This is a genomic window from Micromonospora sp. NPDC005707, from assembly GCF_040631005.1.
Classification (GTDB): Bacteria; Actinomycetota; Actinomycetes; order Mycobacteriales; family Micromonosporaceae; genus Micromonospora.
This window is the reverse complement of sequence record NZ_JBEXYR010000009.1, coordinates 53,576-65,843: the sequence shown is the minus strand read 5'-3', so window position 1 is coordinate 65,843 and position 12,268 is coordinate 53,576. Positions and strand designations below refer to the sequence as shown.

Annotated in this window: 13 protein-coding genes; 6 read left to right on the top strand and 7 right to left on the bottom strand. The window is 75.1% G+C overall.

Annotation, left to right across the window (positions count from 1 at the left end; translation table 11 throughout):
* Nucleotides 1-55 precede the first annotated feature (55 nt).
* Complete coding sequence (locus ABZ452_RS19775) at nt 56-589, bottom strand: GNAT family protein (RefSeq protein ID WP_357944735.1); 534 nt, start codon at nt 587-589, stop codon at nt 56-58.
* Between the two features lie 385 nt (nt 590-974).
* On the opposite strand from ABZ452_RS19775, the gene ABZ452_RS19770 reads away from it, so the two are divergent.
* The 3 genes from ABZ452_RS19770 to ABZ452_RS19760 all read left to right on the top strand — a co-directional run bounded on the left by ABZ452_RS19770 (nt 975) and on the right by ABZ452_RS19760 (nt 5,621).
* The gene (locus ABZ452_RS19770) at nt 975-2,201 is read left to right on the top strand and encodes an MFS transporter (RefSeq protein WP_357945344.1); all 1,227 of its coding nucleotides are present in this window, start codon (nt 975-977) and stop codon (nt 2,199-2,201) included.
* Nucleotides 2,202-2,403: 202 nt separating this feature from the next.
* Complete coding sequence (locus tag ABZ452_RS19765) at nt 2,404-3,975, top strand: glycosyltransferase family 4 protein (protein WP_357945342.1); 1,572 nt, start codon at nt 2,404-2,406, stop codon at nt 3,973-3,975.
* Entirely contained in the window at nt 3,957-5,621 is a 1,665-nt protein-coding gene (locus tag ABZ452_RS19760; protein WP_357944732.1) for a glycosyltransferase family 2 protein, read from the top strand. Before ABZ452_RS19765 ends, ABZ452_RS19760 begins: the two co-directional genes overlap by 19 nt.
* 21 nt (nt 5,622-5,642) lie before the next feature.
* Here the strand turns inward: ABZ452_RS19760 and ABZ452_RS19755 are convergent, their stop codons facing one another.
* The 4 genes from ABZ452_RS19755 to ABZ452_RS19740 form a co-directional block, all read right to left on the bottom strand.
* Complete coding sequence (locus tag ABZ452_RS19755) at nt 5,643-5,936, bottom strand: DUF6510 family protein (protein WP_357944730.1); 294 nt, start codon at nt 5,934-5,936, stop codon at nt 5,643-5,645.
* 17 nt (nt 5,937-5,953) lie between these two features.
* Complete coding sequence (locus tag ABZ452_RS19750; protein ID WP_357944727.1) at nt 5,954-6,688, bottom strand: ferredoxin reductase; 735 nt, start codon at nt 6,686-6,688, stop codon at nt 5,954-5,956.
* A gap of 1 nt (nt 6,689) precedes the next feature.
* On the bottom strand, nt 6,690-7,280 hold the full coding sequence (locus ABZ452_RS19745; RefSeq protein WP_357945339.1) for a sulfite oxidase-like oxidoreductase: 591 nt from the start codon (nt 7,278-7,280) through the stop codon (nt 6,690-6,692).
* A 94-nt stretch (nt 7,281-7,374) separates the two neighbouring features.
* Nucleotides 7,375-8,394 carry a TerC family protein gene (locus ABZ452_RS19740; protein WP_357944725.1) on the bottom strand — a complete coding sequence of 340 codons (1,020 nt, stop codon included), beginning with the start codon at nt 8,392-8,394 and terminating at the stop codon, nt 7,375-7,377.
* Between the two features lie 250 nt (nt 8,395-8,644).
* Here ABZ452_RS19740 and ABZ452_RS19735 point away from each other — a divergent pair, with 250 nt between their 5' ends.
* Nucleotides 8,645-9,790, top strand: a complete 1,146-nt coding sequence (locus tag ABZ452_RS19735; RefSeq protein ID WP_357944722.1) for a CaiB/BaiF CoA-transferase family protein — start codon at nt 8,645-8,647, stop codon at nt 9,788-9,790.
* A 36-nt stretch (nt 9,791-9,826) separates the two neighbouring features.
* Here the strand turns inward: ABZ452_RS19735 and ABZ452_RS19730 are convergent, their stop codons facing one another.
* Nucleotides 9,827-10,231 (bottom strand): DUF2267 domain-containing protein, encoded by a 405-nt coding sequence (locus ABZ452_RS19730; protein ID WP_357944719.1) that lies wholly within the window; start codon nt 10,229-10,231, stop codon nt 9,827-9,829.
* Nucleotides 10,232-10,387: 156 nt separating this feature from the next.
* Between ABZ452_RS19730 and ABZ452_RS19725 the strand changes: the two genes are divergently transcribed.
* A complete protein-coding gene (locus ABZ452_RS19725; protein ID WP_091266256.1) occupies nt 10,388-10,657 on the top strand; it encodes a DUF2795 domain-containing protein in 270 nt (89 codons plus the stop codon).
* Between the two features lie 9 nt (nt 10,658-10,666).
* Nucleotides 10,667-11,329: a DUF1345 domain-containing protein gene (locus ABZ452_RS19720; protein ID WP_357944716.1), complete on the top strand. Its 663-nt coding sequence runs from the start codon at nt 10,667-10,669 to the stop codon at nt 11,327-11,329.
* Between the two features lie 239 nt (nt 11,330-11,568).
* On the opposite strand, the gene ABZ452_RS19715 is transcribed toward ABZ452_RS19720, so the two are convergent.
* Nucleotides 11,569-12,237 (bottom strand): hypothetical protein, encoded by a 669-nt coding sequence (locus ABZ452_RS19715; RefSeq protein WP_357944714.1) that lies wholly within the window; start codon nt 12,235-12,237, stop codon nt 11,569-11,571.
* Nucleotides 12,238-12,268: the final 31 nt, after the last annotated feature.

The following is a 12,268-nucleotide window of genomic DNA, read 5'->3' as shown; positions in this document are numbered from 1 at the left end:
GGCAATCGAACAAGGCCGGTGGGCGGCCGCCGTTCGGCGGCCGCCCACCGCGCCGTCAGTCCCGCCCGGGCTCCGGCGCGGTGATCGCCCAGCGCTCGTGGTCCCGCCAGGCGCCGTCGACGAACAGGTAGTCCGGCGAGAAGCCCTCCTGCCGGAACCCGAGCCGGCGGGCCAGCTTCTTCGACGGCTCGTTGCCCGGCTGGATGTTCGCCTCCAGGCGGTGCAGCCCCAGCGCGGTGAACGCGTGCTCGATCACCAGCCGGACCCCGGCCGAGGCGTGCCCGGTGCCGGCGTACGGCCGGAAGGCGGCGTAGCCGAGGTAACCGCCGCGCAGCGCGCCCATGACGATGCCGCTGATGTTCGCGTACCCGGCGATCTCGCCGGTGGCCCGGTCGCAGAACAGGTACCCGGAGCTGCCCCGCCCCCGGATCTTGCGCAGGTAGGCGGCGTACCGCTCGGCGTCGTCGGGCGCGGTGAGCCACGGATGGTGCAGGTCGTGACTGCGCCGGGCGGCGGCCACGAACTCCGCCTCGTCGGCGGGGCGGGGACGGCGGATCGCGACGCGGCCGTCGCTGCGGAGGTACCTCACGGCCAGCCACTCTCGGTCACCCGCCCGCCCGCTGTCCAATCGGGGTCGCGCCACCCGCCGGCCTGCCCTAGCGTGGCACCCGAGGACGGGAGGTCGATCATGAGGACTGCTCCACTCGGCACGGTGCTGGTTTCCGCTTCGCCGGTGGGCGACCCGGTGTCCTGACCTGACCGGCGCGGCCTCCGCGCCCGCCCGGCGCTGTCGCCGGGCCCGACACCGCCACCCGCACCGCGAAGCGATCCGGTGATCCGCCCCGCGCGGGTCCCGACATCCCGGCGTGCCCGCACGCCACCACATCGCTTCCGAGGGAGTTCCTCGTGTTTCCGGACGACCCGTCCGGGTGCCGCGTCGCACCCGGACCGCGTACCCCTGCCCGGTGGCCGGCATGACGGCCACCCTTCCCGCCGGCCGGCTCGGCCCCGACTTCCGCCGGCTCTGGACCGCCTCCGCCGTCTCCAACCTCGGTGACGGTGTCACCCTGGTGGCCGCGCCGCTGCTGGTCGCCTCGCTCACCCCGGACCCGGCGGCGGTGGCCGCCGCGGCGCTCGCCCCGCAACTGCCGTGGCTGCTCCTCGCCCTGGTCAGCGGGGCGCTCGTGGACCGGCTCGACCGCCGCCGGCTGATCGTCGCGGTCAACCTGGGCCGGGCCCTGGTGCTGGCCGCGCTGGCCGGGGCCGTGCTCGCCGGGGTGGCCACCGTGCCCCTGGTCTGCCTCGCCTTCTTCCTCACCGGCATCGGCGAGACCCTCGCCGACACGGCGGCCGGGGCCCTCCTGCCCTCGGTGGTGCCCGCCGACCGCCTGGAGCAGGCCAACAGCCGGCTCGCCGCCACCTTCGTGATCGGCAACCAGTTCGTGGCCAAGCCGTTCGGGGCGTACCTCTTCGTGTGCGCGGCCGCGCTGCCGTTCGGGTTCGACGCGGCCACCTTCGGGCTGGCCGCGCTGCTGCTGGCCCTGCTGCGCTGGCGACCCGTCCCGTCCGCGACACCGCCGGCGCCCGCGGCTCCGCGCCGGTCGCTGCGGGTCGACGTGGCGGAGGGCGTACGCGCGCTCTGGGCCGTGCCGGTGCTGCGCACCCTGGCCGGTTGCATCGCCGTCATGAACGTCGCCTTCTGCGCCGCGTTCGCCGCCTTCGTGCTCTACGCCCGCCAGCGGCTCGGCCTCGCCGAGGTCGGGTACGGCCTGCTGCTGACCGCCTCCGCGCTCGGCGGGCTGGCCGGCAGCGCGCTGGCCACCCGGCTGCGGTCCCGGTTCGGCACGCCCGCGCTGCTGCGGGCCGGGCTGCTGATCGAGATCGGGCTTCAGCTGGTGCTGGCCGGCACCCGGAATCCGGTGGTCGCGGGCTCGGCGCTGGCCGTGTGGGGCGGGCACGCCATGGTCTGGGGCGTGCTCGTGGTGTCGCTGCGGCAGCGCCTCGTGCCGGACCGGCTGCGCGGCCGGGTGACCAGCGTCTACGCCCTGGCCGACCTGGGCGGGGCCGCACTGGGCACCGCCGCGGGTGGTGTCCTGGCCCGGGCGACGGGGAGCCTCCTGGCGCCGTTCTGGCTGGCCGCGGCGGCGCTCGCGGTGCTCACCGCGCTGTCCTGGCGCCGGCTGGGCGACACCGGCCGCTGATCCGCGCCGGTGGGGAGGCCGTCCGGTCTCCCCACCGGCGCCCCCAACCGCCTCCTGTAGGTCACCTTGCCGTCATGTCGGCGTAGCCGCGCCGACCGATGCCTCCGCCAGCGTGGTGTCGCGCCGGAGAGGCCGGCCGACCAGCGGAGGACCAGCAGTGGCACACGAGGAGGCGACACCGCCGCGCCGCGGCCGGATCGTCATGCTCGTCGACAACAAGGTCGAGGGCGACTCCCGGGTGCAGAAGATCGCCCGGTCCGCCGCCGAGGCCGGCTGGGACGTGACCCTGCTCGGCCGCTCCCCCGACGGCGCCGAGCGGAGCTGGCGGCTGGGCGCCGCCGAGGTGCGGCTGCTGCCGATGCCGGAGCCGCTGCACCGCCGCCGGCACGAGTTCCGCCGCTCGCTGCGCTGGCCGCTGGCGTACCGGTCGGACGGCATCGCCGAGCACCGCGCCCAGTGGGTCCGGGCCTGGCGGGCGGACCTGGCCGTCCGCGCCGCCCTGGTGACGCGACGCGCGGCCGACGGCGAGCTGGCCGGCGCCCGGCTGGGACGGGCCCGGCGCGCGCTGCGCCGGCGGGAGGTCGCCGCCCGGCTGCTCGACCGCTGGGTGTGGCTGCGCACGAAGATGATGAACAGGGTCCGGTACGGCCGCCGCTTCCGCAGCCCGTGGGACCGGGCTTACACGCTGTTCTGGCAGCTCGTCCAGGGTGACCGGGCGTGGCGGCGGCTGGAGCCGGGGCTCTGGGACTACGAGCTGGCCTACGGCGCCGAGGTGGACCGGCTGCGCCCGGACCTGATCCACGCGCACGACTTCCGGATGCTCGGCGTCGGCGCCCGCGCCAAGATCCGCGCCGCGGGCCAGGGCCGCCGGGTCGCGCTGGTCTGGGACGCCCACGAGTTCCTGCCCGGGATCAAGCCGTGGCGGGACCACGCCCGCTGGCTGCCCGCCCACCGGGCGCACGAGCGGGAGTACGCCCCGTACGCCGACACGGTGCTCACCGTCTCGGCGGACCTGGCCGAGCTGCTGCGCCGCGAGCACCGGCTCGCCGAGGCGCCGGGCGTGCTGCTCAACGCCCCCGCCGACGACCACCGCCCGGCCGACGACGCGCCGCCGCCGGACCTGCGGGCCGAGTGCGGGATCGCCCCCGACGTGCCGCTGCTGGTCTACAGCGGCGCGGCGGCCCCGCAGCGCGGGCTGGACACCCTGGTCGAGGCCCTGCCCCGGCTGCCCGGCGCGCACCTCGCGCTGGTGGTGAACCCGGCGCTGCGCTACGTCGAGCGGCTCGCCGAGCGGGCCGCCCGGCTCGGTGTCGCCGACCGGCTGCACGTGCTGCCGTACGTGCCGCACTGGCAGGTGGTGCCGTTCCTGTCCGGCGCGGACGTCGGGGTGATCCCGATCCACCGCTGGCCGAACCACGAGATCGCCCTGATCACCAAGTTCTTCGAGTACGCGCACGCCCGGCTGCCGGTGGTGGTCAGCGACGTGCGGACCATGGCGGCCACGGTGCGGGAGACCGGCCAGGGCGAGGTGTTCCGGGCCGGCGACGTCGACGACCTCGTCCGCGCGGTGACCGCCGTGCTGGCCGACCCCGCCCGGCACCGCGCCGCGTACGACCGGCCGGGCCTGCTCGCCGCCTGGACGTGGTCGGCCCAGGCCGAGGTGCTGGAGGCGGCGTACCGCCGGCTGCTGCCCGAGGTTCCATCCCCGCCCGACACGGACACGCCCGAATCGTCGACTCCCCGAGGAGCGCTCCGGTGCCCACCCCAGACGTGAGCGTCGTCATCCCGGTCTACAACACCCGGCCCTACCTGCGGTCCTGCCTGGACTCGCTGCTGCGCCAGACGATCGGCCGGGACCGGCTGGAGATCGTGGCGGTGGACGACGGCTCGACCGACGGCAGCGGCCGGCTGCTGGACCGGCTCGCCGCCCGCCATCCCGACACCGTGAAGGTGCTGCACCAGGCCAACTCCGGCGGCCCGGCCGCGCCCTGCAACCGGGGCCTCGAGGTGGCCACCGGCCGGTACGTCTTCTTCCTCGGCTCGGACGACCACCTCGGCCCGGAGGCCCTCGAACGGCTCGTCGCCGCCGCGGACCGGTACGGCTCGGACGTCGTGCTCGGCAAGGTGGTCGGGGTCAACGGGCGGCACGTCTTCTCCGACGTCTTCGCCGCCGGCAACGCGGTCGACGTGAGCCTGTTCGACTCCGCGCTGCCCTGGTCGCTGGCGAACACCAAGCTGTTCCGGCGGGACCTCGTGGACCGGCTCGGGCTGCGCTTCCCCGAGGACATGCCGGTGCTCAGCGACCAGCCGTTCACCCTGGCCGCCTGCTATCACGCCCGGCGGATCTCGGTGCTCGCCGACTACGACTACTACCACGCGGTGCGCCGCCTGGACGCCCGCAACATCACCTACCACAGCCGGGTCGACCAGCGCCTGGTCAGTGTGGAGCGGCTGTTCGCGTTCGTGGCCGGGCTGATCCCGGCCGGCCCCCGGCGGGACGCGGTGCTGCGCCGGCACGTCGGGCTGGAGCTGGCCAACCTGGTCGGCGACGACTTCCGCCGCCTGGACCGCGCCGCGCAGGAGCGGGTGCACGCGGTGGTCCGCCGCCTCGTGGAGCGGTACGTCACGGACGGGCTCCGCAGCCGGCTCGACATCGAAGCCCGCCTGCGGCTGGGCGCGGTGACCGCCGGAGGCGTCGACGAGCTGCTGGCGATCATCGACCAGGACGCCGAGCGGGGTGTCCCGGCCACGGTGGTCGCGGACGGCCGCTGGCACGCCGGCTACCCGGGCGCGCCGGCCGCCTGGACCGACGTCACCGAGGTACGCGCCGACTGGCTGGCCCGGCTCGACACCGTGACGGTGAGCTGGGCGGACGCACACACCCTCGCGGTGACCACCCGCAGCCCGTACCCCCGTTTCGCCGCGGAGGCGGGGCCGGTGCGGCTGGTGGCCGGCCCGGTCGCCGGCACCACCCTGCTGGACGCCACCGACCCGACCGGCCGGACCGTGCGGACCGACTTCCCGGTCGACCGGCTCCTCGCCGGCAGCGCGGCCAGCGGCCAGCGCCACCCGGTGCGGGCGGAGGTCGACGGTGGCCACGGCAGGGGCAGCGCCCCGGTCCGCGCGCCCCGGCTCGCCGCCGGCCGCCCCCGGCTGCTGCGCCAGGGCGCCCGCCTGTACGGGGTGGCCGCGACCGTCGACCCGCGCAACGGCCAGCTCGTGCTGTCGGTGGTTCCGGTGACGGCCGGGCAGCTGGTCAGCCGGCTGCGCCGGCGGTGGCGGCGGAGCGCGCCGGCCGTCGCCCGCCCGGTGCCCGCCCCGGCGCCGGCCCGGCCGGCGGGCGCGCCGGCGCCCCTCAACCCGACGAACCACGCCGAACCCAGCCCCGTGCAGGTGGGCCAGCTCACCGTCACGTCCTGACGTTCGGGGCGCCCCGCCGGGTCAAAGCGGGCGGGGGTGGGGTTGGTCGAGGGGCATGGGGATCTGGAGGTAGGTGGTGCCGCGCAGGTCGAGCCAGGCCTGGTCGGGGGCGCGGACCAGGCGCACCATCACCTCGGTGCAGGCCGGGCAGCGTCCGATCAGGCCGGGCGCGTGCGAGTAGACGTGCAGCCCCGCCATCGGGCCGGTCATGCCGCAGTGGTCGCAGCGCCCGATGGCGGAACTCAGGTCGACCGCGAAGACTTCGCGCAGCGGCCCGTCGAGCATGTTGCCGTCCACGTAGGACATGTCGGTCATGCGCTCTCCTCGGGTGGTCAGCCGGTCGGGCCGAACCGCTCGGTCTTCACCCGCCGGGTCGGGTGGCCCAACCCCACCAGCAGGTCCGCCACGGTCTCCACGAAACCGGTGGGGCCGCAGACATAGCAGAGCGGCTCCAGGTCGGGCGGCCAGCCGTGGGTGTTCACGTCGGCCACGCCGATCCGGTGCGGCTCGCCCCGCCAGCCCTCCGGCGCCGCGCGGGTGTAGACGTACGCGACGTCGAGGCCCTGGTCGTCGCGCGTGCGGCGGCGCAGTTCGTCGGCGTAGAAGACGTCGTCGGGGGTGCGTACCGAGTAGATGAGGCGGAACGGCGCCCGGCTGCCGGCGGCCCGCCGGGCCCGGACCATCGCCATGAGCGGCACCACCCCGGAGCCGCCGCCCACCAGCAGCACCGGCGCGGTCTCGTCGGAGCGCCAGACGAACCACCCGCCGATCGGCCCGCGCACCTCCACCGGGTCGCCCTCGGCGTAGGTGTCGATGAGGTACGGCGACACCTCCCCGTCGGGCACCCGCTGCACGGTGACCACGATCCGCTCCCCCTCGGCCGGCCCGGCCAGGGAGTAGGAGCGGGCCGCCTGGTAGCCGTCGGCGGCGGTGAGCCGGATGTCGACGTGCTGCCCCGGCACGTGCCCCGGCCAGCCGGGGACGTCCAGCACGAGGGTCTGCGCGCTCGGCGTCTCGACCCGCCGCTCCACGAGCCGGGCGACCCGCCAGGTCAGCGCGGCGGCCACCTCAGTCGCCCTGGTAGCGCTGCTCGCGCCACGGGTCGCCGTAGTCGTGGTAGCCGGCGGTCTCCCAGAAGCCGGGCTGGTCGTCGGTGAGCAGCCGGACACCACGGACCCACTTGGCCGACTTCCAGAAGTAGAGGTGCGGCACGAGCAGCCGGGCCGGGCCGCCGTGCTCGGCCGGGAGCGGGCCGCCGTCGTAGGTGTGCGCCACCCAGGCCCGGCCGCCGCGCAGGTCGTCCAGCGGCAGGTTGGTGGTGTAGCCGCCGTAGGAGTGGACCAGGGCGTACCGGGCGGCCGTGTCGACGCCGTCGAGCAAGGTGTCCAGCGAGACCCCCTGCCAGTCGGTGCCCAGCTTGGACCAGTGGGTGACGCAGTGGATGTCCACGTGCGGCGTCTCCTGCGGCAGGCCCATCAGCTCGTCCCAGGACCAGCGGTACTCGGCGCCGTTCTCGGCGGTGAGCACGAACTCCCAGGTGTCCAGCGGCACCCGGGGCGTCGGCCCGGCGGAGAGCACCGGGAAGTCCTCGGTGAGGTACTGCCCCGGTGGCAGGGCCGGTTCGGCCGTACGGGGCCGGCCCTGAAAGCCCGGCGACACGATTCCCACGCGTCAGTCGTACCACCTGGGGTGGGGTCGGGGCGACGGGTTCGGCCGGGAGCCGCCGCGCCGGGTGACCGGCGCGGCGGCCGGGTCACCGCCGCTCGGCGACGACCGACCGCTCCCCGGGGGTGCGGTCGCGGGTGGCGCGCAGGCTGGTCAGGGTGACGATCACCAGGACACCGATGATGACGCCGAGCGAGGCGAGGGTGGGGATCTGCGGCACCCCGGGCCAGATGCCGTGCGCCCAGTGCAGGCCCAGCTTGAGGCCGATGAAGGCGAGGATGGCGGCCAGGCCGTAGCTGAGGTGCACGAGGCGGCTCAGGGCGGCGTGCAGGACGAAGTAGAGCGCCCGCAGGCCGAGCAGGGCGAAGGCGTTGGTGGCGAAGACCAGGTAGGGGTCCTCGGTGATGCCGTAGACGGCGGGCACCGAGTCGACGGCGAAGACCACGTCGGTGGCGAGCACCGCGACCACCACGAGGGCGAACGGGGTGAGCGCCCGCCGGCCGTGCTGCCGGATGGTCATCTTCGGACCGTGGTACTCGTCGACCACCGGCATGACCTTGCGCAGCAGCCGGACCGACCGCATCTTGTCGATGTCGACCTCCTGCTCGTGCCCGGTGAGGGCGTCGCGCAGCAGCTTGACCGCGGTGGCGATCAGGATGAGGGCGAACAGCAGGAAGGCGAAGTCGAGGGTCTGCAGGGCGGCGGCGCCCAGGGCGATGAAGACCGCGCGCAGCACCAGCGCGCCGGCGATGCCGTAGAGCAGCACCCGCTGGGCCAGCACGGCGGGCACCGCGAACGCGGCCAGCAGCAGCATGAAGACGAAGAGGTTGTCGACCGAGAGCGACTTCTCCACCAGGTAACCGGTGAGATATTGCACGCCCTGCTCGGACCCGTAGCGGCCCCACACCCAGCCGCCGAAGGCCAGCGGCAGGGCGATGTAGAAGGCCGACCAGCCCAGCGCCTCCTTGAGGGAGACCTCGTGCGGCCGCCGGGTGACCAGGAAGTCGAGCACCAGCAGCGCCAGCACGCCCGCGATGGTCACCGCCCAGAGAGTGGGGGTGCCGACCGACGACAGCTCGGCAGCGGACAGGTACGACAACTCGGTCATGGAGCCTCCTCGAACACGGTGCCATGTCCGAGGTCTCCTTCACCCACCCATGGTGGGCAACCACCCGAGGCGCGCCCGGGGCCCGCCGTACTGACCGGAATGGTTCGTGGGAAGTACTCCCCTCGCGGCTCCAAGGTTAGGGCAACCTCAACCCGCACGCCAAGTTTCGACGCCGATGATTGCCCTGGTCAACCGCTGTGCGGGGCGGTGGGGCGTGGTGCCCGGGCCACCCGGGCCCTATGGTGACGCGATGAACAACGGGCCGCTGACCGGCGTACGGGTGATCGAGCTGGCCGGCATCGGGCCCGGGCCGTTCGCCGCCATGATGCTCGCCGACCTCGGCGCGGACGTGGTGCGGGTGGACCGGATCGGCGGCGGCGGCTTCGGCGACATCCCGGGCGACCTGCTGAACCGCAACCGCCGCTCGCTCGCCGTCGACCTCAAGACGCCCGAGGGACGCGAGCTGGTGCTGGCGCTGGTCGCCGGTGCGGACGCGCTGGTCGAGGGCTTCCGGCCCGGCGTCACCGAGCGGCTCGGCCTCGGCCCGGACGACTGCCACGCCATCAACCCCAAACTGGTGTACGGGCGGATGACCGGCTGGGGGCAGGACGGCCCGCTCGCCCACACGGCCGGCCACGACATCGACTACCTGGCGCTGACCGGCGCGCTGCACGGCGTCGGCCGGGCCGGCGAACGCCCCGTGCCGCCCATGAACCTGCTCGGCGACTTCGGCGGCGGCGGGATGATGCTGGCCCTCGGCGTCGTGGCGGCGCTGTACGCGGTCCGCGCCGGCGCCCCCGGCCAGGTGGTCGACGCCGCGATCGTGGACGGCGTGTCGGTGCTGGCCACCCAGATCCACGCGCTGCGCCACGTCGGCATGTGGCAGGACCCGCGCGGGGTGAACCTGCTCGACGGCGGCGCACCCTTCTACGACACGTACGAGTGCGCCGACGGGCGGCACCTCGCCGTGGGCGCCCTGGAGCCACGGTTCTACGACGAGCTGGTCCGGCTCACCGGCTTCCCGCTCGACGGCGACGAGGCCCCCGACCGGCACGACCCGGCGAACTGGCCGGCGCTGCGGTCGGCCTGGGCCCGGCTGTTCCGCACCCGCACCCGGGACGAGTGGGCCGCGCTGCTGGCCGGCTCGGACGCCTGCGCGGCGCCCGTGCTCGACTGGGCCGAGGCCCCGGAGCACCCGCACCTGGCCGCCCGGGAGGTCTTCGTCGCGCCCGACGGGGTCCCCCAGCCGGCCCCCGCGCCGCGCTTCTCGGCCACCCCCACCTCCGTACGCCGGCCGCCGCCCCGACCGGGTGAGCACACCGACGAGCTGCTGGCCGAGGCCGGTCTCGACGCGGAACGGATCGCCGCCCTGCGCGCCGCCGGCACGGTCGCCTGACCGCTCACCCGGCGCCGCACCCGAGCCGGCTCGGCGTCAGCGGCGGGCCGCGGCGGGCGCCAGCGCCGGCTCCACCATGTCCCGGAAGTCGCGCGGCAACTGGACCACCACGTCCTGGAACTCCCCACTGGTGATCGCCTCGCGCAGGGTGCAGAACACGGCGCGCACCCCGTCGCGGGCGGTGTTCTCGTCGACGCCGGCGCGCACGGACACCCGGGCGACGAACTCGGCCGCCCCGAAGCGGTCGGCCGCCTCGGCCCGGGGGTCCGGCTTGAGCAGCCCCTGGAGGGGCTTCGGCAGCTGGGCGGCGAGATCCAGCACCTCGCCGCCGGTCAAGCGGTCGGTGAGCGTCGCCAGCGTGGCCCGCGTCAGCTCCGCCGCCCGCTCCTGGGACCCTCCGGTACGCCGCGCCACCCGGCCGACGAAGGTGAGGTAGTGCATGGGTGGTACTCCCTTCGGTGCTCAGCACCGCGCGGCTACCCGTCCCGGCGGCGCGGAAACCGCGGCGGATTTCCACCGGTCCCGGGCGTGACCCGCGGTCCGGCGGGTAACCGCCGCCGGTCGTGACCGCAACTACAGGCGCGAGGAGCCCCACCCATGGCGAGTTACACCGACGTCCTCGAGTATCTGTCCGCGCTGGACTACCCGGCCGGCAAGGACGACGTCATCCAGGAGGCCGAACGGGAGGGCGCGCCGCCGGAGGTGTTGAAGGCGCTGCGGGCGCTGCCGCCGGTGGACTACGCCAACGGCACCGAGGTGGCCCGCTCGGCGGGCATCGACGCCGCCCCCGAGGTGGGTCGCTCGCAGCGCGCGGCGCAGGCCCGGGACCGCCACCCGCGGGTCTCGCAGCACCTGCGCGGCATCTGACCCCGTTCGGTGCCGCGTTGGACGGCCGGCCGGGTCCACGGGCACGTGCCGGCGGCGCTCCAGCTGGCGGTGATGGTGCTGGTCGGCGGCGTCGCCGCCGGTGCCGCCGCCGTCATGCTCGGGCCGTCACTCGTCCCGCTGGTGGGGTGGGACGCGGCCGCGCTGAGCTGGCTGGCTCTGCAGTGGGGACGGCTGTCCCGGCTGGACGCCGAGCGGACCGCGCGGTTGGCGAAGCTGGAGGACCCCAACCGGCCGACCCGGGACGCCCTGCTGCTGGCCGCCTGCCTGGCCAGCCTGCTCGCGGTCGGCCTGGTGCTGACCACCGCGCACACCGTCCGGCCCGGACTGCTCCGGGACCTCTACGGTGCTCTCGGCGTGCTGAGCATCGTGGTCTCCTGGTTCGTGGTGCACACCGTCTTCACCACGCGGTACGCCCGGCTGTACTACAGCGGTGAGCCGGGCGGGATCAACTTCCACCAGGAGGAGCCGCCCTGCTTCTCCGACTTCGCGTACGTGGGCTTCACGGTCGGCGCGACCTTCCAGGTCTCCGACACCGACCTGTGCAGCTCAGAGATGCGCCGCACGGCGCTGCGGCACGTGCTGCTGTCGTATCTGTTCGGTGCGGTCATCATCGCCGCCACGGTGAACCTGCTCGCCAGCCTCGCGCAGTGAGCCTTGCCCCAGTGCCCGTCTGGGAACCCCGGCGACAGGCGGGCGCCCCGGGTCACGAACCGCGACCTGGGGCGCCACGCAGCACCTGTCCCCGCCGGTCCGCGCCCGAACCGGGTCGCGACCGACAGGCGGTGGATGTTCGCCCGAACCGGGCGGGCATCGCTGCCACGATCATCATACGACGGGGCATCAGCCGAACGGGTGAGTATCGCGAAATTGTGGCCCGTGGCACGTCCCGGTCACCTGGTCACCTCGGCGTACCGCTTCTCCAGGTCCACCCGGGCCAGCGCCCCGACCAGCCAGGCCAGCCGCTCCGATTCGCCGCTCCCGGCCAGCCCGGCCAGGTCGTCGGCGGAGCGGCCCAGCCCCAGCCGGCGGGCCGCCGCGAGCGCCCGCCGGTCGGCCACCGGCGCCACCTCGCGCCACACCGCCTGCGCCTCGCGCAGGAAGAGGTCCACAACCTCGTCGTCCACTCCGGGCAGCCCGGTCAGCAACCGCCGCTCCCGGCCCGGATCCTGGTGCGCCTCGGTGCGCAGCCGGCGCAGGTCGCCCCGGTACGCGTCCACCACGTTCTGCGCCAGATCCCCGAGCGTGGCGGCGAGCGCGTCCACGTCGCCACGCTGCCCCGCGGCGCGCAGCACGCGGACCCGGTCGGCGTGCAACGAGCGGGCCAGCCGGGCGGCGCTGTCCCAGCCGGCGTCCCGCAACCCCGTCGCCGCGTCGATCGCCTTGTGGAAGTCGCCCCGCCGACTGAGCAGAACGGACAGGTAGAGCACCTGGAACAGCTGGGACGGGTTGTTCGTGACCCGGAACCCGTAGCGTTCGGCGAACCCCCGCCCGTCCCCGGCGAGCCGGCGGACCAGCCGCTTCTTGTCCTCGACACTGGAAATCGCACTGGTGGTGGGCATGCCCGCCGTCTACCCGGGGCGGGCCGGGGCA